Origin of the sequence: Pseudomonas petroselini, from assembly GCF_045037875.1 — a bacterium.
In the GTDB taxonomy this organism is placed as follows: Bacteria; Pseudomonadota; Gammaproteobacteria; order Pseudomonadales; family Pseudomonadaceae; genus Aquipseudomonas; species Aquipseudomonas petroselini.
The window spans coordinates 6,036,484-6,055,206 of sequence record NZ_CP173614.1 but is presented as its reverse complement, the minus strand read 5'-3'; the positions used below and the strand labels follow the sequence as shown (position 1 = coordinate 6,055,206).

18 protein-coding genes are annotated in these 18,723 nt (G+C 61.1%); 14 read left to right on the top strand and 4 right to left on the bottom strand.

Features of this window, described 5'->3' with window-relative positions:
- Positions 1 to 10: 10 nt before the first annotated feature.
- A complete protein-coding gene (locus ACI512_RS27890; protein WP_236379259.1) occupies positions 11 to 727 on the bottom strand; it encodes a 4'-phosphopantetheinyl transferase in 717 nt (238 codons plus the stop codon).
- Between the two features lie 137 nt (positions 728 to 864).
- Here ACI512_RS27890 and ACI512_RS27885 point away from each other — a divergent pair, with 137 nt between their 5' ends.
- The 3 genes from ACI512_RS27885 to ACI512_RS27875 are packed head-to-tail and all read left to right on the top strand — an operon-like array spanning position 865 to position 3,212.
- Positions 865 to 1,173: a hypothetical protein gene (locus tag ACI512_RS27885; RefSeq protein ID WP_043205769.1), complete on the top strand. Its 309-nt coding sequence runs from the start codon at positions 865 to 867 to the stop codon at positions 1,171 to 1,173.
- Between the two features lie 18 nt (positions 1,174 to 1,191).
- Positions 1,192 to 1,869: a response regulator transcription factor gene (locus tag ACI512_RS27880; RefSeq protein ID WP_015885446.1), complete on the top strand. Its 678-nt coding sequence runs from the start codon at positions 1,192 to 1,194 to the stop codon at positions 1,867 to 1,869.
- Entirely contained in the window at positions 1,866 to 3,212 is a 1,347-nt protein-coding gene (locus ACI512_RS27875; RefSeq protein WP_046035648.1) for an ATP-binding protein, read from the top strand. The genes ACI512_RS27880 and ACI512_RS27875 overlap by 4 nt, the downstream gene beginning before the upstream one ends.
- A 120-nt stretch (positions 3,213 to 3,332) precedes the next feature.
- Here ACI512_RS27875 and ACI512_RS27870 read toward each other — a convergent pair whose 3' ends face one another.
- Positions 3,333 to 4,331 carry an AraC family transcriptional regulator gene (locus tag ACI512_RS27870; RefSeq protein WP_236379261.1) on the bottom strand — a complete coding sequence of 333 codons (999 nt, stop codon included), beginning with the start codon at positions 4,329 to 4,331 and terminating at the stop codon, positions 3,333 to 3,335.
- Positions 4,332 to 4,669: 338 nt separating this feature from the next.
- Between ACI512_RS27870 and ACI512_RS27865 the strand changes: the two genes are divergently transcribed.
- The 3 genes from ACI512_RS27865 to ACI512_RS27855 all read left to right on the top strand — a co-directional run bounded on the left by ACI512_RS27865 (position 4,670) and on the right by ACI512_RS27855 (position 7,714).
- Positions 4,670 to 6,001 (top strand): dicarboxylate/amino acid:cation symporter, encoded by a 1,332-nt coding sequence (locus tag ACI512_RS27865; RefSeq protein WP_064055086.1) that lies wholly within the window; start codon positions 4,670 to 4,672, stop codon positions 5,999 to 6,001.
- 139 nt (positions 6,002 to 6,140) lie between these two features.
- Positions 6,141 to 7,127: an XdhC family protein gene (locus tag ACI512_RS27860; protein WP_046035649.1), complete on the top strand. Its 987-nt coding sequence runs from the start codon at positions 6,141 to 6,143 to the stop codon at positions 7,125 to 7,127.
- Complete coding sequence (locus tag ACI512_RS27855) at positions 7,124 to 7,714, top strand: NTP transferase domain-containing protein (RefSeq protein WP_236379265.1); 591 nt, start codon at positions 7,124 to 7,126, stop codon at positions 7,712 to 7,714. The genes ACI512_RS27860 and ACI512_RS27855 overlap by 4 nt, the downstream gene beginning before the upstream one ends.
- Positions 7,715 to 7,816: 102 nt before the next feature.
- On the opposite strand, the gene rne is transcribed toward ACI512_RS27855, so the two are convergent.
- Positions 7,817 to 10,996: a ribonuclease E gene (gene rne, locus ACI512_RS27850; RefSeq protein ID WP_236379267.1), complete on the bottom strand. Its 3,180-nt coding sequence runs from the start codon at positions 10,994 to 10,996 to the stop codon at positions 7,817 to 7,819.
- Between the two features lie 768 nt (positions 10,997 to 11,764).
- Here rne and rluC point away from each other — a divergent pair.
- From rluC to ACI512_RS27835, 3 genes are read left to right on the top strand one after another with little or no spacing between them, the layout of a single operon-like run.
- Positions 11,765 to 12,724 carry a 23S rRNA pseudouridine(955/2504/2580) synthase RluC gene (gene rluC / locus ACI512_RS27845; RefSeq protein WP_015885439.1) on the top strand — a complete coding sequence of 320 codons (960 nt, stop codon included), beginning with the start codon at positions 11,765 to 11,767 and terminating at the stop codon, positions 12,722 to 12,724.
- Positions 12,711 to 13,373 (top strand): HAD-IA family hydrolase, encoded by a 663-nt coding sequence (locus tag ACI512_RS27840; RefSeq protein ID WP_046035653.1) that lies wholly within the window; start codon positions 12,711 to 12,713, stop codon positions 13,371 to 13,373. The genes rluC and ACI512_RS27840 overlap by 14 nt, the downstream gene beginning before the upstream one ends.
- Positions 13,374 to 13,394: 21 nt before the next feature.
- Positions 13,395 to 14,378: a S49 family peptidase gene (locus ACI512_RS27835; RefSeq protein WP_015885437.1), complete on the top strand. Its 984-nt coding sequence runs from the start codon at positions 13,395 to 13,397 to the stop codon at positions 14,376 to 14,378.
- A 73-nt stretch (positions 14,379 to 14,451) separates the two neighbouring features.
- Here the strand turns inward: ACI512_RS27835 and ACI512_RS27830 are convergent, their stop codons facing one another.
- Positions 14,452 to 15,030, bottom strand: coding sequence for a nucleoside triphosphate pyrophosphatase (locus ACI512_RS27830; protein ID WP_236379269.1), 579 nt, complete (start codon positions 15,028 to 15,030; stop codon positions 14,452 to 14,454).
- A 105-nt stretch (positions 15,031 to 15,135) separates the two neighbouring features.
- On the opposite strand from ACI512_RS27830, the gene ACI512_RS27825 reads away from it, so the two are divergent.
- The 5 genes from ACI512_RS27825 (at position 15,136) to fabG (ending at position 18,716) form a co-directional block, all read left to right on the top strand.
- The gene (locus ACI512_RS27825) at positions 15,136 to 15,666 is read left to right on the top strand and encodes a YceD family protein (RefSeq protein WP_015885435.1); all 531 of its coding nucleotides are present in this window, start codon (positions 15,136 to 15,138) and stop codon (positions 15,664 to 15,666) included.
- Between the two features lie 13 nt (positions 15,667 to 15,679).
- Positions 15,680 to 15,862, top strand: a complete 183-nt coding sequence (gene rpmF / locus ACI512_RS27820; RefSeq protein ID WP_003179396.1) for a 50S ribosomal protein L32 — start codon at positions 15,680 to 15,682, stop codon at positions 15,860 to 15,862.
- A 4-nt stretch (positions 15,863 to 15,866) separates the two neighbouring features.
- Positions 15,867 to 16,877 carry a phosphate acyltransferase PlsX gene (gene plsX / locus ACI512_RS27815; protein WP_015885434.1) on the top strand — a complete coding sequence of 337 codons (1,011 nt, stop codon included), beginning with the start codon at positions 15,867 to 15,869 and terminating at the stop codon, positions 16,875 to 16,877.
- Between the two features lie 126 nt (positions 16,878 to 17,003).
- A complete protein-coding gene (fabD, locus tag ACI512_RS27810; RefSeq protein ID WP_015885433.1) occupies positions 17,004 to 17,942 on the top strand; it encodes an ACP S-malonyltransferase in 939 nt (312 codons plus the stop codon).
- A gap of 30 nt (positions 17,943 to 17,972) precedes the next feature.
- Positions 17,973 to 18,716, top strand: coding sequence for a 3-oxoacyl-ACP reductase FabG (gene fabG / locus ACI512_RS27805; RefSeq protein WP_236379270.1), 744 nt, complete (start codon positions 17,973 to 17,975; stop codon positions 18,714 to 18,716).
- Positions 18,717 to 18,723: the final 7 nt, after the last annotated feature.

Sequence of the window (18,723 nt, the reverse complement as noted above, 5' to 3'; positions counted from 1 at the left end):
GGAGGAGGGCTCAGGCGCTGATGGCCACCAGGCTCAACAACTGACCTTCATGCAGCGCAAATTGTGCGCTCAGCTCTGTGCCATGGGACCACTCGGCAGACAGGTCCGTCAGCAGTCGCAGGCGCACATGGCCTGCAGCTGACCACTCCACCACCTCGGCATGCTCAAAGTAGAAGCGCTGCTGCACGATCGGGTAGAGCGCCTTGAACAGGCTCTCCTTGGCCGAAAACGTCAGCGTCACCAGCAGCGCATGCTGTTCACGCGGCAGCGAGCCCATGCGGTGCAGCTCATCAGTCGTGAGGATTTCCCCCGCCAACCGCTCCGCCCGCTCCAGGCTCAGCACATTCTCCAGGTCCATCCCCAGCCCGCGCCATTGCGCCTTGTGCGCGACGATCGCGGCGGCATGCCCGGTGCTGTGGGTGATAGAGCCGCAGATATGTGCGGGCCACACGGGCGCGCGGTCTTCACCGATCGCGGGGATGTAGTTGAGGTGATCGAGTTGTTGCAGCGCCGCGCGGGCGCACAGCCGGCCGGCGAGGAACTCGGCCTGACGCTTGGCCACGGAGCGCTGGATACTGGCCGGCGGCGGTACGGCGCTGCGCTGGAAGTCGCCTGCCGTTAATAAGGCAGGGTCGAAGCGGGTGCTGAGCAATACCGTGCCCGGCAAGGGCTCAGGCAGGGGCCAGTGGGCGTCGAGTGGGGTGCAGCAAGCGGGTAGGGGATTCATGGGCCGGTATTTTGCCGAGTTCAAACGCTTGCGGATAGCCCGCTGCGGTTCAGGTGAGGTTCAGAGCCTGTTCAGGGGGAGTTCAGGGGCGCTTGCGTAGTCTGGGCTACAACAGCCAAACGCGTAGAGGTAACACCATGACTGCGATCAAAAAGCTGATGTTGGCGTTAACCATGCTCAGTGCCACCGCCGGGGTCCAGGCCTCGGACGGCGCCTTTGCCGCATTCGGACGTGAGAAAACCAAGAAAGCCAGCGCGCTGATCCAGCGTGTCAGCTTCGAAGACGCCGGCAGCCAACCCACGCCTTGGGGCCAATCCCTGGGCCTTGCAACCCCGCAGCCGGACTACCGCGCCGGCTATGAACACCTGACCGGCCAGTTCAATGGTATTAAACTGCGCCCGCAAGACCTGCAGGGCCGCTATGATATCCCTCTGTCGGACAGTTGATTTGCCTTGGAGAGCCTTATGAAATTGCTGGTGGTGGAAGATGAGGCGCTGCTGCGTCATCACCTGTTGACCCGCCTGACCGACAGCGGGCATGTGGTCGAGGCCGTGGCCAATGCCGAAGAGGCCCTGTACCAGACCGGCCAGTTCAACCATGACTTGGCGATCATCGACCTGGGCCTGCCCGGCATGGGCGGCCTGGACCTGATCCGCCAATTACGTACCCAGGCCAAGACCTTCCCGATCCTGATCCTCACCGCGCGCGGCAACTGGCAGGACAAGGTCGAAGGCCTGGCGGCCGGCGCCGACGACTACGTGGTCAAGCCGTTCCAGTTCGAAGAGCTGGAGGCGCGCATGAACGCCTTGCTGCGTCGTTCCAGTGGCTTTACCCAGTCGACCATCGTTGCCGGGCCTTTGCTGCTGGACCTCAACCGCAAGCAGGCGTCCCTTGACGAACAGCCCTTGGCGTTGACGGCCTACGAATACCGCATCCTCGAATACCTGATGCGTCATCACCAGCAAGTGGTCGCCAAGGACCGCTTGATGGAACAGCTCTACCCCGATGACGACGAGCGCGATCCGAATGTCATTGAAGTGCTGGTCGGCCGCCTGCGTCGCAAGCTGGAAGGCCCGGGCGGGTTCAAACCGATCGACACCGTGCGTGGCCTGGGCTACCTGTTCAATGAGCGCTGCCGTTGATTCGCTCGCTACGCGTGCGCTTGATGCTGGCGGCCGCCACCCTGGCCGTGTTGTTTATGCTCGGGTTGTTGCCGGCCATGCAGGGCGCGTTCAGCCTGGCGCTGCAAGACTCCATCGAGCAACGCCTGGCGTCGGATGTCACCACCCTGATCTCTGCCGCGCGGGTCGAAAACAACCGCCTGCTGATGCCGGCGCAGTTGCCGGACGAGCGCTTCAACCTGACCGATAGCCGTCTGCTGGGCTATATCTACGACCGTGAAGGTCATCTGGTATGGCGTTCGCGGGCGACCAAGGAAGAAAATATCAACTACAAGCCGCGCTACGACGGGCGCGGCAATGAATTTGCGCGGATTCGCGAGGCCAACGGCCAGGAATTCTTCGTGTATGACGTCGAGGTCAGGCTGCTCGGCGGCAAGAGCGCGGCCTTCAGCATCGTCGCCCTGCAACCGGTGCGCGAATACCAACTGACCCTCGAAGGCCTGCGCGAAAACCTCTACCTGGGCTTCGGCGCAGCGCTGCTGGTGCTGCTGACCTTGTTATGGCTGGGCCTGACCTGGGGCCTGCAAGCGCTGCGGCGGCTGAGCCAGGAACTCGACCAGATCGAAGGCGGCACGCGCGAAAGCCTCTCCGAGCAACACCCCCGCGAACTGCTGCGTCTCACCGGCTCTCTCAACCGCCTGCTGCACAGCGAGCGTGAGCAACGGACGCGTTACCGCGATTCCCTCGACGACTTGGCCCACAGCCTGAAAACCCCGCTGGCGGTCTTGCAGGGGGTGAGTGAAGACATGGCCCAGCGTCCGGAAGATCGCGATCAGGCCTGGGTGCTGCAATCGCAGATCGAGCGCATGAGCCAGCAGATCAGCTACCAGTTGCAGCGGGCCAGCCTGCGCAAAAGCGGACTGGTACGCCATCAGGTACGCCTGGCGCCGGTGCTGCAAAGCCTGTGCGATACGCTGGACAAGGTCTACCGCGATAAACGCGTCACGGTGTCTTTTGAGTTGCCGGAAGAATGCGATGTGCCGATCGAGAAGGGCGCCTTGCTGGAGTTGCTCGGCAACCTGCTGGAAAACGCCTACCGCCTGTGCCTGAGTGAGGTGCGCATCAGTCTGGTGGAAAGCCTGGAAGGCACCGAGTTGTGCATTGAGGATGATGGCCCTGGGGTACCGCCGGATCAGCGTGCGCGGATTCTGCAAAGGGGTGAACGGCTGGATCGCCAGCATCCGGGGCAGGGGATTGGCTTGGCGGTGGTCAAGGATATTATTGAAAGTTATGGCGCGCGGTTGACCTTGGGCGATTCGCCGTTGGGCGGCGCCGCGTTCAAGATTCACTTCCCCGCCTTGTGATCTTTACTGGTTTTAGAGGCCTCATCGGGGGCAAGCCCCCTCCCACCTTTGAACGTGTTCACACATTAATAATGTGGGAGGGGGCTTGCCCCCGATAGCGCCAGTCCAGGCGCTGCCTCTCTAACTCTCCTGCGCCCGATACGCCCCCGGCGTCAACCCCGTCCACTTCTTGAACGCCCGATGAAACGCCGACGGTTCGGAAAACCCCAACTGCTCGGCAATCGCCTGCAATGACAAATCCTCCCGGCCCAAATGATAGATGGCGATGTCCCGCCGCAGCTCATCCTTGAGCGTCTGAAAACTGTTGCCTTCTTCGCGTAAATGCCGGCGTAGGGTCTGGGGGCTGATGTGCAGATGCTGGGCGACGGCTTCCAGGTCGGGCCAGGAGGTGCGGTCGCGACTCAGCAAGCGGCGTAGCTGGCTGCTCAAGCTGTCGCCTTCATCCGGCCGGGACAGCAAATCGGCGGGTGAGCGCTCTAGGAAGTGCTTGAGTGTGCGTTCGTCCTGCAACAGCGGCAGGCTCAGGTAGCGGCTATGAAACACCAGGCTGCTGGTCGGTGCACCAAACACTTGGGTACAGGGAAAGAGCAGGTCGTATTCGCTGGCGTGAGCCGGCATTGGGTAGCTGAAGGTGGCCTCATGCAGCCGGATACGCTGGCCTATCAGCCAACTGCCCAAGCGATGCCAGATCACCAGCAGGCATTCGCTGAGAAAGTGATCCGGGTCCCACAGCGTCGAATCGCCCAGGCTCAAGCGCGCCATATCGCCTTCGCGTGTCAGCTGCCAGCGCGGTCCCTGTGGGAATAGGCTATAAAATAGTAAGCCACGTTCCAGAGCCTTCTCCAAGGTGCGGCAGTGGATCAGCGCGTGGCACATCATGGCGAAGGTCCCACGTTTGCTCGGGCCTTCAGCGAAGCCCAGGTATTCGTCGTCCAGCGCCAGCCAGAGCATTTGCAGCAGCCGGGTAAATTGCTCCGGCGCGATGCGGGCGCGGGGTTCGGTCAACAGTTCCGGGGTAATGCCCACCTGTTGCAGCAGCCCTGAATAGTCGTAACCGGCCCGCAGCGCCCCGCCAAGGGCTGCCCGGGCGTAATGACTGGCGATGGTACGTTCACGCATGCGCAGGCCTCGTCCATGGAAGGGCGGATGGTAGCCATCACCGCAGAGGGTCACAAGGCGGATATCCGCCAAATTGTAGGACGGGATTGGACGGGTCGGCGGAAATCCGCCACGTGTTGCGGCGCTTAGGAGGGCGTCTGCCAACCCCAAGCCCTGATGTCTAAAGGCCTGTAAGGTTTTTCAGCAAAGTGGCACGGCGTTTGCGATAAGGATGACAGCGCAGGCTGGACCTACAGACCTCGCAAACAACAAATCCCTCCAGTGCAGGAGGGTTCGCAATTCAAGTGTCGTGGGCAATGGCGGATATTTGCCACACGGGACGATTGAGGAACTTTGCAATGACGACTCGTCAGCCAATCTACAAATCCCTGTATTTCCAGGTGATCGTTGCCATCGTTATCGGTATTTTGCTCGGTCACTTCTACCCGGAGACCGGTGTGGCCCTCAAGCCACTGGGTGACGGGTTCATCAAACTGATCAAAATGGTCATCGCCCCGATCATCTTCTGCACCGTTGTCAGCGGTATCGCTGGCATGCAAAGCATGAAATCGGTCGGCAAAACCGGCGGCTACGCGCTGCTCTACTTCGAAGTCGTTTCCACCGTCGCGCTGTTGATCGGCTTGATCGTGGTCAACGTTGTGCAACCGGGCGCCGGCATGCACATCGACGTAGCGACCCTGGACGCCTCCAAAGTAGCGGCCTATGTCACTGCCGGTAAAGACCAGAGCATCGTCGGCTTTATCCTCAACGTGATCCCTAACACCATCGTCGGCGCCTTCGCCAACGGTGACATCCTGCAAGTGCTGATGTTTTCGGTGATCTTCGGTTTCGCCCTGCATCGCCTGGGTGCTTACGGCAAGCCGGTCCTGGACTTCATCGATCGCTTCGCCCACGTGATGTTCAACATCATCAACATGATCATGAAGCTCGCGCCAATCGGTGCCCTGGGCGCCATGGCGTTCACCATCGGCGCCTACGGTGTAGGTTCCCTGGTGCAACTGGGCCAGCTGATGATCTGCTTCTACATCACCTGCCTGCTGTTCGTACTGGTGGTGCTGGGCGGTATCTGCCGCGCCCACGGTTTCAGCGTGATCAAACTGATCCGCTACATCCGTGAAGAGCTGCTGATCGTTCTGGGTACTTCGTCTTCCGAATCCGCATTGCCACGCATGCTGATCAAGATGGAGCGTCTGGGCGCTAAGAAATCCGTCGTTGGCCTGGTGATCCCGACTGGCTACTCGTTCAACCTCGACGGTACGTCGATCTACCTGACCATGGCTGCCGTGTTCATCGCCCAGGCGACTGACACCCACATGGACATCACCCACCAGATCACCCTGCTGCTGGTGCTGCTGCTGTCCTCCAAAGGCGCTGCAGGCGTGACCGGTTCGGGCTTCATCGTACTGGCAGCGACCCTGTCGGCCGTAGGCCACCTGCCGGTTGCCGGCCTTGCGCTGATCCTGGGTATCGACCGCTTCATGTCCGAAGCCCGTGCGCTGACTAACCTGGTGGGTAACGCCGTTGCCACCATCGTTGTGGCCAAGTGGGTCAAGGAACTGGACACCGACAAGCTGCAAAGCGAGCTGGCGTCTGGCGGTACCGGTATCTCGGAAACCCGCGAAATCGATGACCTGGGCGTGGCCGAAGGCCCTGCACCCGTGGTCAAGTAAATCGCTGATGGCGTGAACTAACGCCGACCGCAACGCACAAACGCCCCGACTGGTTCGGGGCGTTTGCGTTTCTGGCGCGTCACTTTGGGTCTTTTGTTTTACAGTAAGTAAATCGCTTTTAACGCTTGCAGGAGGTTTTGTGGACAGTGTGGATTTGAATGTCCTGCGCAGCGTGCTCGAGTGGCGCCGCGCCGGGCAGCAAGTCGTGTTGTACAGCGTCGTTCAGACGTGGGGCAGTGCACCGCGTCCACCGGGCGCCATGCTGGCGCTGAGGGGCGATGGTGTGGTGATCGGCTCGGTGTCGGGCGGCTGCATCGAGGACGACCTGATTGCGCGCCTGCAGGATGGTCGCTTGCCTGCCGATGGACCGCCGGTCCAGTTAGTGACCTATGGCGTTACCCGTGATGAGGCCGCGCGTTTTGGCCTGCCGTGTGGCGGCACCTTGCGCCTGACCGAAGAGCGTGTGGGCGACTGGGCGTGGGTGTCGGAGCTTTTGGCGCGGTGTGAAGATCATCAGATCGTCGCGCGTGAGCTTGACCTGGCCAGCGGTGACGTGACCTTGAGCAGCGCAAGCAAGACTGATGCAGTCACCTTCGACGGCGAGCGTCTGCGGGCCATTTATGGTCCGCGCTGGCGCTTGCTGCTGATCGGCGCCGGGCAGCTGTCCCGCTATGTGGCAGAGATGGCGCGCTTGCTGGATTTCGAAGTGCTCATCTGCGACCCGCGCGACGAGTTCGTCTACGGTTGGGAAGAACAGCACGGCCGGTTCGTACCGGGCATGCCTGATGAAGCTGTGCTGAATATCCAAACGGATGAACGCACTGCCATCGTCTGCCTCACCCATGATCCGCGCCTGGACGATATGGCGTTGCTGACGGCGTTGAATTCCTCGGCGTTCTACATTGGCGCGCTGGGTTCGCGGGTCAACAGCCAGAAACGTCGGGAAAACCTCGCCGCGCTGGGGTTGTCTGCCGAGGCCATCGCACGTTTGCATGGGCCGATTGGTTTGCATATCGGCAGTCACACCCCGTCGGAGATCGCGTTGTCGCTGATGGCGGAAATTGTCGCGATCAAGAATGGCGTGGCGCCGATGCAGAAAAAGCCGTTGCCGGTGGTGGCGCAGTGACAGTCACTGCGATAGTGCTCGCGGCGGGGCAGGGCAGTCGTTTCCGCGCTGTGGCAGGGGCTGGCCAGGATAAGTTGCTGGCCGATTGTGTGGGCTTGGATGGTGTGGCGCGGCCGGTGATCGAGCAAGTGCTGGTGAATTTGCCGGGCAATGTGGTTGAGCGCTGGGTGGTGACTTCACCGGATCGGCTTGAAGTGATTCGTCTGGCAGAGGCCTACGGTTGCAAGGTGTTGCTGCTGCACTCGGCCGGCCTGGGTGACAGCCTTGCGGCGGTGGTTGCGGCCAGCGGTGAGTCGGATGGCTGGTTGGTGGTGCTGGGGGATATGCCGTTTATTCGGGCATCGAGCATTGAACGGGTGATCGATGGGCTGGAGGAGGGGTGTATCAGTGTGCCGGTACAGGATGGGCAATATGGGCATCCTGTCGCGTTCAGCCAGGCATTTCGGCCGGGGCTGATGGCGCTGACCGGTGATCGCGGGGCCAAGCCGTTGTTTGCGCAGGCGACGCTGCTTGAAGTACCTGTTGATGATCCGGGCGTGCTCTGGGACGTCGACCTGCCGCAGTCGTTGAATTTCTCCCCACGCTAGCTGTAGGCGCTGGCTGTATTCCAGGCCGGAAACTCAGTGTCTGGCACTCAATAAAAAGCCCCGCCTGATCACTCAGGCGGGGCTTTTTAATTGCTGACGGAATCAGACGAGAGGTTTGCTCTCGTGCTCTGCTTCCTGTGCTGCGGCAGCCGCTGCAGCGGCTTCAGCTTCCTTGCGACGACGGCGCACTTCACGTGGGTCGTTCGGGGCACGGCCGTTTTCGGTCAGGGCACTGACCGGTGCTGCTTCAACCACTTGGGCGGCAACTTCGGCAACCACCGGCGCTTCAACCACGGGTGCAGGTTCAACGACCGGAGCAGGCTCAACCACGGGGGCTGGCTCGGCAACCACGACTTCGGCAACCGGTGCCGGCGCGTCTTCTACCACTGGGGCAGGTTCTGGCGCTTCAACCGGCGCGGCAGGCTCGGCAGTCCATTGGAAGGCGGTCTGTTCTTCACGAACTTCACGAACTTCACGAACTTCTGGAGCCGCCTCGACAACCGGTGCTTCAACGACTGTTTCAGTCACTGGCTGAGGTTCAATCGCCGGTGCTTCTTCAACCGCTGCCACTTCAACGTCTGGCTGGGCTTCTTGAACCGGAGCAACTTCCACTTCCGGAACAACTTCCACTTCCGGCACAACCGGCGCTTCGATTGGGGTGGTGGCTTCGACAGCCGGCGCTTCTACAACTGGCGCTTCAGCAACCGATGCTTCAACAGCAGGTGCTTCAACGACTGGCGTCTCGGCAGCAGGTGTTTCTGCGATGACGGTCTCTTCGACAGCAGCAGTAGCGCGCTCAGCCTGCTCGTGGGCCTGGGCTTCAGCAGGTGCGCTGATGACCGAGCTGGCAACGGCAGCGGTAACAGCCAGGCCGGCAGCCAGTTCGGCGCCCGTTGGTTCGCTGGTAGCGGCTTCTGCGTTTTCGCCGGTCTCTTCCGAGCCTTCGATCACGTTGCCGTTGGCATCACGCTGACGCTCACGACGGTTGCTGCGACGACGCTGGCCACGGGAGCGGCGGCGTGGACGATCGCCTTCGGCGCCTTCCTGACCGTCTTCCTGCGGTTGCTCTTCGCCGGTCAGTACTTCTTCTTCGCTGGCGGCAGCCGCTTGCTCGGCACGTGGTTGACGCTCTTCACGCGGAGCGCGAGGTTGGCGTTCTTCACGTGGCGCGCGTTCTTCACGCGGCTGGCGAGCCGGGCGTTCTTCGCTGACGGCTTCGGCGGCGACGGCCGGAGCGGCATCCAGCGGCTCGCGCAGTTCACGCACACGTTCTTCACGCTCGCCACGTGGCTTGCGATCTTCACGCGGAGCACGTGGGGTGCGTGGTGCGCGCTCTTCACGCGGTGCGCGTTCTTCACGGGCTACGGTCGGGGTTTCTTCACGGGCTTCGCGAGGCGCACGCTCTTCACGTGGCGCGCGTTCTTCACGCGGTGCACGTTCTTCGCGAGGCTTGCGTTCTTCGTCACGGCGACCGTTACGGTTACGGCTCTGCTGGCGACCGTTGCGACGCTCTTCGTTGCGCGCCGGGCGTTCGGTGGCAGGTTTTTCAACCACAACCGGAGCAACCGGCTCTTCCTTGGTCGCGAACAGGCTGACCAGCGACTTCACCAGGCCCTTGAACAGGCTTGGCTCAGGCAGGGCGGCCGGTGCGGCAACCGGTGCAGCCACTTCAGTCGGCACCGGTGCGTTGGCGCGGGCCGGGGCGGTCTTCACGGCGGCTTCCTGGCGAACCAGGGTGCGGGTCGCAGCGGCCGGCTGGACTTCTTCCACTTCGGCGGCGGCAGCGGCGATTTCATAGCTGGACTGGCCGCTGTGGGCTTCCGGGCTGTCATCACGCAGGCGCTGCACTTCGAAGTGCGGCGTCTCGAGGTGATCGTTCGGCAGGATCACGATACGGGCACGGGTGCGCAGTTCGATCTTGGTGATCGAGTTGCGTTTTTCGTTGAGCAGGAACGCGGCGACCGGGATCGGCACTTGTGCGCGGACTTCGGCGGTGCGGTCTTTCAGGGCTTCTTCTTCGATCAGGCGCAGGATCGCCAGGGACAGCGACTCGACGTCACGGATGATGCCGGTGCCGTTGCAACGCGGGCAGACGATGCCGCTGCTTTCGCCCAGGGACGGACGCAGGCGTTGACGGGACATTTCCAGCAGGCCGAAGCGCGAGATGCGGCCAACCTGTACGCGGGCACGGTCAGCTTCCAGGCATTCGCGGACTTTTTCTTCCACGGCGCGCTGGTTCTTGGCGGGGGTCATGTCGATGAAGTCGATCACGATCAGGCCGCCGATGTCGCGCAGGCGCAGCTGGCGGGCGATTTCTTCAGCCGCTTCCAGGTTGGTCTGCAGGGCGGTTTCTTCGATGTCGCTACCTTTAGTGGCGCGCGCCGAGTTGATGTCGATGGACACCAGGGCTTCGGTCGGGTCGATCACAATGGAGCCACCGGAAGGCAGTTCGACCACGCGCTGGAAGGCGGTCTCGATCTGGCTTTCGATCTGGAAACGGTTGAACAGCGGAACGCTGTCTTCGTACAGCTTGATCTTGCTGGCGTACTGCGGCATCACCTGGCGGATGAAGGTCAGGGCTTCGTCCTGCGCTTCAACGCTGTCGATCAGCACTTCGCCGATGTCCTGGCGCAGGTAATCGCGGATGGCGCGGATGATCACGTTGCTTTCCTGGTAGATCAGGAACGGCGCGGAACGATCCAGGGACGCTTCTTTGATGGCGGTCCATAGTTGCAGCAGGTAGTCGAGGTCCCACTGCATTTCTTCGCTGCTGCGGCCCAGGCCGGCAGTGCGAACGATCAGGCCCATGTCGGCCGGTGCGATCAGGCCGTTCAGCGCTTCACGCAGTTCGTTGCGCTCTTCGCCTTCGATGCGACGGGAAATACCGCCGGCACGTGGGTTGTTCGGCATCAGGACCAGGTAACGGCCTGCCAGGCTGATGAAGGTGGTCAGGGCGGCGCCCTTGTTGCCACGTTCTTCTTTTTCGACCTGAACGATAACTTCCTGGCCTTCGCTCAGGACGTCCTTGATGTTCACGCGGCCTTCAGGCGCTTTCTTGAAGTATTCGCGGGAGATTTCTTTGAGGGGCAGGAAGCCGTGGCGCTCGGAGCCGAAATCGACAAAGGCAGCCTCAAGGCTTGGTTCGATGCGAGTAATACGGCCTTTATAGATATTGGCCTTCTTCTGCTCGCGTGCACCGGATTCGATGTCCAGGTCGTAGAGGCGTTGGCCATCTACCAGTGCAACACGCAACTCTTCGGGTTGAGTTGCGTTAATCAGCATTCTTTTCATGTTGTACCGTCGGTTTCCGGGCTGCCGGAAACGGCGTTCGGCACACACGACTTCTCACGGTCGGTGTCAGGTGCGTCAAGAGTGGTTGGCCACTCCAGTGTCCAGCAATAACAGGCCAATTGGGCCGGTATCGCGACGGACGCGTCCTGCTTGTTAGCGGTGGTGACAAAGGCACCACTTCAACAAAAGCTAAGGTCAGGAGGAGGAATCAACCGGCGACTGTGGACGAGATGAAGCGTCTAAATATAAGCCTAGTGCTACACGGTCCGACGGTTGTGCATCTCCACCCTACACGTATCCCTGATAATTCGGGTGCTGCCGCGCGCAGAATCCGCAGCGGGTTGGCATTTACCGTGTACTCCAATGGGGAGTACACGCTCATGGCTAAACAAGACTAGGTGTGGGCGATCGCGCTCTCACTCAGCTCTTAACAGGCGTTGTTTCCGAAGCATTCGCCATGGTGTGGCTCAAGACTGACTGCACTTTGTGAACTGGCCGTAAATATCGGCGCAAAACGCGAGTAATCACTCTGCGTACTGCACTCGCTTCAGGCCTCATGTCACCTGCGCTTGTTACAATCCCGAGCCTTCCAAGGTGGCGAAAGCCCCGTAGGACGGCCTCGCGTCCTGATGAATTGCGATGGTCAGGGCCGGCAGTTTGCCGCAAGTCCTCTGTCCAGGCCGCTTTTGGCGGCGTTCGCGACTATAGCAGCAATGATTAAGTGCTTCAATTCCATAAAAAATTGTTATCATCGCCGCCATGACGACTACCGCCCCCCAGACCCCCAGCGTCCAGCTGCTCGAGGTCTCGCCGGAATATGCCGGCCAACGCATCGATAATTTTCTCCTGGCCAGGCTCAAAGGCGTGCCCAAGACCTTGATCTACCGCATCTTGCGTAAAGGTGAAGTGCGGGTGAACAAGGGCCGGATCAAGCCCGAGTACAAGTTGCAGGCGGGCGATATCGTCCGTGTGCCGCCGGTGCGCGTGCCTGAGCGTGATGAGCCTGTCCCGCTGGCCCAAGGCCTGTTGCAGCGCCTTGAAGCGTCGATTGTCTTTGAAGACAACAAGCTGATCGTGATCAACAAGCCCTGCGGTATTGCGGTTCACGGCGGCAGCGGCCTGAATTTCGGTGTGATCGAAGCCTTTCGTCAGTTGCGTCCGGACGCCAAGGAGCTGGAGTTGGTCCATCGCCTGGACCGTGACACCTCCGGCCTGCTGATGATCGCCAAGAAACGCAGCATGTTGCGTCATTTGCATACCGCCCTGCGTGGCGATGGCGTAGACAAGCGCTACATGGCGCTGGTGCGCGGCAACTGGGCCAGCTCGATCAAAAGCGTTCGCGCGCCGTTGCAGAAGAGCAACCTGCGCTCCGGCGAGCGCATGGTCGAGGTGGACGAGGAGGGTAAAGAAGCCCTGACCCTGTTCAAGGTGCTGCGTCGCTTCGGTGACTTCGCCACCATGGTCGAGGCCAAGCCGGTAACCGGCCGTACCCACCAGATTCGCGTACACACCTTGCATGCGGGTCATTGCATCGCCGGTGATACCAAATACGGCGACGAGGGTTTCTCCAAGGAAATCCGTGATTTAGGCGGCAAGCGCCTGTTCCTGCACGCCTACATGCTCACCGTGCCGCTGCCCGATGGTGGCGAATTGAAGCTGCAGGCGCCGGTCGATGAGATGTGGGCCAAGACCGTGGAGCGTTTGAGTGTCGCACCTTGATTACAAGCTGCTGATCTTCGATTGGGACGGCACCCTGTGTAATTCCATTGGTCGGATCGTCGAATCGATGCACACGGCGTCGACCCGTTCGGGGTTCGCGCTGTGCACTGACCACGCGGTCAAGGGCATTATCGGGCTCGGCTTGCCTGAGGCCATTCGCACCTTGTACCCCGAGATCAGCGACGCTGAGCTGGTTGCCTTCCGAGATCACTACGCCGATCACTACATCGCCCTGGAGGCCACGCCTTCGCCGTTGTTCGAGGGTGTGGTGCAGTCGCTGGATGCGTTCCGCGCCGAGGGTTATCACCTGGCGGTCGCTACCGGCAAGGCCCGTCGCGGGCTGGACCGGGTGCTCAAGGCCCACGGCTGGGAAGATTATTTCGATATCACCCGCGCCGCCGATGAAACTGCCAGTAAGCCTCATCCTCTGATGCTGGAGCAGATCCTGGCGCACTGCGGTGTGTCGCCACGCCAGGCGTTGATGGTGGGGGATGCCTCCTTCGACCTGATGATGGCGCGCAATGCTGGCATGGACAGTGTGGCGGTCAGTTATGGCGCCCAGGCGGCCGAGGCCTTGCAGCACTATGAGCCTAGGCTGACGATTGATCATTTTTCCGAATTGCAGGCCTGGCTCAGCCGGGCCCAATAAGTCTTTGCTGGGGTTGATGGCATGAGTGACGAGTGGAAAGCGCCCGAAAAGGCTGAAAACGGTGATGACAAAAGCTGGAAGCTGCTGGAGAAAACCCTCCTGGCCAGCGTCCAGGAACAGCGTCGTGCGCGGCGTTGGGGGATTTTCTTCAAGCTGCTGACATTTGTCTGGTTGATTGCCATGCTGGCGTTGTTCAGCCCGCTCATGGACATGGAAAAAAGCGCGACCCGTGGCGCCCACTACACCGCCCTGATCGAAGTGCGCGGGGTGATTGCCGACAAGGAATCCGCCAGCGCCGACAACATCGTCAGCAGCCTGCGTGCCGCGTTCGAGGACCCCAAGGTCAAGGGCGTGATCCTGCGCATCAACAGTCCGGGCGGCAGCCCGGTGCAGTCGGGTTATGTGTATGACGAGATTCGCCGTCTGCGTGGCCTGCATCCGGATATCAAGCTGTACGCGGTGATTTCCGACCTGGGGGCTTCGGGTGCCTATTACATTGCCAGCGCCGCTGACCAGATCTATGCCGACAAGGCCAGCCTGGTGGGCTCCATCGGTGTAACGGCGGCTGGTTATGGGTTTGTCGGCACCATGGAGAAGCTGGGGGTGGAGCGCCGCACCTACACGTCGGGTGAGCACAAATCGTTCCTTGACCCGTTCCAGCCGCAAAAAGCTGATGAAACCCAGTTCTGGCAGGGCGTGCTCGACACCACCCATCGCCAGTTCATCGCCAGCGTGAAGCAAGGGCGTGGCGATCGCCTGAAAGATAAAGACCATCCGGAGCTGTTCTCCGGGCTCGTGTGGTCCGGCGAGCAGGCGTTGCCGCTGGGCTTGATCGACGGCCTGGGCAGTGCCAGTTCGGTGGCGCGGGATGTGATTGGCGAGAAGGAGTTGGTGGATTTCACGGTTGAGGAATCGCCGTTTGATCGGTTCTCCAAGAAACTCGGTTCGAGTGTGGCTGAGAAGCTGGCGCTGTACATGGGCTTCCAAGGCCCGACGCTACGCTGAAGTCTCAAGCCTGGTGTAGTTCCAAATGTGGGAGGGGGGGAAGCCCCCTCCCACATTTGGTTGTGTGGTGTTCTTAGGGGATTTGCATGCCCTCTGCCAGCAGCATGTCTACCAGGCGAATCAGCGGTAAGCCGACAAGGCTGGTGGCATCCGGCCCTTCGGTACCCTGGAACAGGCTCACACCCAGCCCCTCTGCCTTGAAGCTGCCCGCGCAGTCATACGGCTGCTCGATGCGCAGGTAGCGCTCGATACGCTTAGCGTCCAGCTCGCGCATGTGCACTGTAAAAGCTACGCAGTCGACTTGGCAGTGCCCTGTCTCGCTGTTCAGCAGTGCCAGCCCGGTGAGGAAACTCACGCGTTTGCCGCTGGCAGCCAGTAACTGTTCGCGAGCATTTTCGAAAGTGTGCGGTTTGCCGATGATCCGACCTTCCAGCGCGGCGACTTGGTCCGAGCCGATAATCAAATGCCCCGGATGACTGGCGGCCAGGGCGCGGGCTTTTTGTTCGGCCAGGCGCTTGACCAGCTCGACGGCGGATTCATTTTTACGGTGGCTTTCGTCGATATCCGGCGAGCTGCAGATGAACGGCAGGTGCAGGCGGCTCAGCAATTCCCGGCGATAAACCGAGCTGGATGCGAGTAATAAAGGCAGCATAGGCGTCTCCTCAGGGCGGCAGCGGATTCTAGCGGCGTGACCGGCTGACGCACAGGGCTGAATTTCCTTTGACATGGCTGGGTGCATCCCTATAATGCTGCGCCTATGTTGAATGACCCGATTCCACCTCACGTTGACCCGCGCAAATTGGCTGATCGTGGCACTTCCCTTCAAGGTGAGTTGCTGTTGGCCGATTTGGAGAGACTCTGCGACCCGCTTTCCGACACCGTCGGTACGGTCCAGGCTAAATTCGTTTTTGAACGAGATGAACGTAAATCTGTGGTAATTCACAGCTTTATCGACACCGAAGTCAAAATGGTTTGCCAGCGTTGTCTTGAGCTGGTCACCCTGCCGATCCACAGCGAGTGCAGTTATGCCGTGGTGAAGGAGGGTGCGAATACCCAGTCGTTGCCGAAAGGTTATGACGTGCTGGAACTGGGCGAAGATCCATTGGATCTGCATGCACTGATCGAGGAGGAGCTTCTGCTCGCCTTGCCCATTGTGCCTGCTCATCATCCGGAAGAATGCCAGCAGCCGGAGGGGCTCGATGACGAGTCCGAACCGAGCGAGGACGAGGTAACGCGGTCCAACCCGTTCAGTGTATTGGCGCAGTTAAAGCGTGACCCAAACGTTTAGGAGTTAATCAATTATGGCTGTTCAGCAGAACAAAAAATCCCGCTCCGCCCGTGACATGCGTCGTTCGCACGACGCTCTCGAGGCTAGCACCCTGTCCGTAGAAAAGACCACCGGTGAAGTTCACCTGCGTCACCACGTATCGCCAGAAGGTGTATACCGTGGCCGTAAAGTGATCGACAAGGGCGCTGACGAGTAATCACTTGTCTGCTCTAGTCATCGCGATAGACGCAATGGGCGGGGACTTCGGTCCCCGCAGCATTGTTCAGGCCTGCATTGCCAGCCTGTCCGCCACACCCTCGCTGCACCTGACCCTCGTCGGTCAACCCTCCTTACTTGAAGAACTGATTGCCAGCCATCCGGCGGTGGATCGCGCGCGCCTGACGGTTACAGCGGCCAGCGAAACCATCGGTATGGATGAAAAGCCGGCGGCGGCCCTGCGTGGCAAACCCGACTCGTCAATGCGGGTGGCCCTTGAGTTGCTGCGCGATGGCAAGGTGCAGGCCTGTGTCAGCGCCGGTAACACCGGGGCGTTGATGGCATTGTCGCGTTATGTGCTCAAGACGTTGCCCGGCATCGACCGGCCAGCGATGGTGGCGGCGATTCCGACGCAGAAAGGTTATTGCCAACTGCTGGACTTGGGCGCCAACGTCGATTGCAGTGCCGAGCACCTGTTCCAGTTTGCCGTGATGGGCTCGGTGGCCGCCGAAGCGCTGGGCGTAGCCCGCCCGCGGGTGGCCTTGCTGAATATCGGCACCGAAGACATCAAGGGCAACCAGCAGGTCAAGCTGGCGGCCACCTTGCTGCAAGGCGCGCGGGGTCTGAACTACGTCGGTTTTATCGAAGGTGATGGCTTGTACCGTGGCGAAGCGGACGTGGTGGTGTGCGACGGTTTTGTCGGCAATATCCTGCTCAAATCCAGCGAAGGCCTGGCGACCATGATCGCCACGCGTATCGAAGCGTTGTTCAGGCAGAACCTGGTGTCACGCATGGTGGGCGCCCTGGCGCTGCCGTTGATGCGCCGCCTGCAGGCTGACCTGGCCCCGGCGCGGCATAATGGCGCGAGTTTCCTGGGGTTGCAGGGCATCGTGGTGAAAAGTCATGGCTCGGCAGGCGTCGAGGGCTTTCAAAGCGCGATTGCGCGGGCCTTGATCGAGATCCAGGAGAACCTGCCGCAACGCTTGCACGGGCGTCTTGAGGATCTGTTGCCTTAGGCGAATCGGCCCGGGAGTGCTTAAATGTGACCGGCCAGTTCAATTGACCATCCAATCTGTCAGTTTCGTGCGCTCCCACCGTAGGAGTGCGCATTTTTGACGACCAGATCATTAGGGGCTTGTTACATGTCTACATCCCTCGCATTCGTCTTTCCAGGGCAGGGTTCGCAGTCCCTCGGCATGTTGGCCGAGCTGGGCGCGCAATACCCATTGATCCTGGACACCTTCAAGGAAGCTTCCGACGCCCTGGGTTACGACCTGTGGGCACTGACCCAGCAGGGGCCGGAAGAACAACTCAATCAAACCGATAAAACCCAACCAGCCATCCTGACCGCTTCGATCGCCTTGTGGCGCTTGTGGCTGGCGGAAGGTGGCGCGCGCCCGGCATTCGTCGCCGGTCACAGCCTGGGCGAATACAGCGCCCTGGTGGCGGCGGGCAGCCTGACCCTCGGTGAAGCGGTCAAGCTGGTCGAGCGTCGTGGTCAACTGATGCAGGAAGCCGTTCCGGCCGGGCAGGGCGGCATGGCCGCTATCCTGGGCCTGGACGATGCCGTGGTGATCGAAGCCTGCGCCGAAGCGGCCCAGGGCGAGGTCGTCAGCGCGGTGAACTTCAACTCCCCTGGCCAGGTGGTGATCGCCGGTGCCAAGGCTGCCGTTGAGCGTGCCATCGAAGGCTGCAAGGCGCGTGGCGCCAAGCGCGCATTGCCGTTGCCGGTGAGTGTGCCATCGCATTGCGAGCTGATGCGCCCGGCGGCCGAGCGTTTTGCCGAGTCCATCGCCGCCATCAACTGGCAGGCGCCGCAGATCCCGCTGGTGCAGAACGTCAGCGCGGCAGTGGCCGCCGACCTCGAGACCCTCAAGCGCGACCTGCTGGAACAGCTCTACAAGCCCGTACGCTGGGTTGAGTCGGTCCAGACCCTGGCTGCCAATGGCGCCACCGAGCTGGTCGAGTGCGGCCCGGGCAAAGTCCTGGCCGGCCTGAACAAACGCTGCGCCGACGGTGTGTCGACCGCTAACCTGAATACCCCGGATGCCTTCGCTGCCGCTCGCGCGGCACTGGCCTGAACCCTGATCCCGAACTTAGGAGAAGCCTGCATGAGTCTGCAAGGTAAAGTTGCACTGGTCACCGGCGCTAGCCGTGGCATTGGCCAGGCGATCGCCCTGGAGCTGGGCCGTCAGGGCGCCGTTGTGATCGGCACCGCCACTTCCGCCTCGGGCGCCGAGCGTATCGCCGCGACCCTGAAGGAACACGGCGTGCAAGGCACCGGTCTTGAACTGAACGTGACCAGCGATGAGTCCGTGGCTGCGGTATTGGCCGAGATCACTGCACAGTTCGGCGCACCGGCTATTCTGGTGAATAACGCCGGTATCACCCGCGATAACCTGATGATGCGCATGAAAGACGACGAGTGGTACGACGTGGTCGACACCAACTTGAACAGTCTGTTTCGCCTGTCCAAGGGCGTTTTGCGTGGCATGACCAAGGCGCGTTGGGGCCGAATTATCAATATTGGCTCCGTAGTGGGTGCCATGGGCAACGCAGGCCAAGTAAACTATGCAGCCGCCAAGGCCGGTCTGGAAGGTTTCAGTCGTGCATTGGCGCGTGAAGTCGGCTCGCGGTCGATTACGGTCAACTCGGTGGCCCCAGGGTTCATCGACACCGATATGACCCGCGAATTGCCGGAAGCACAGCGTGAAGCCCTGCTGACGCAGATTCCGCTGGGCCGTCTGGGCCAGGCTCAAGAGATCGCGAATGTGGTCACTTTCCTGGCATCTGACGGTGCGGCATACGTGACTGGGGCTACAATCCCGGTGAACGGCGGGATGTACATGAGTTAAATTGTGA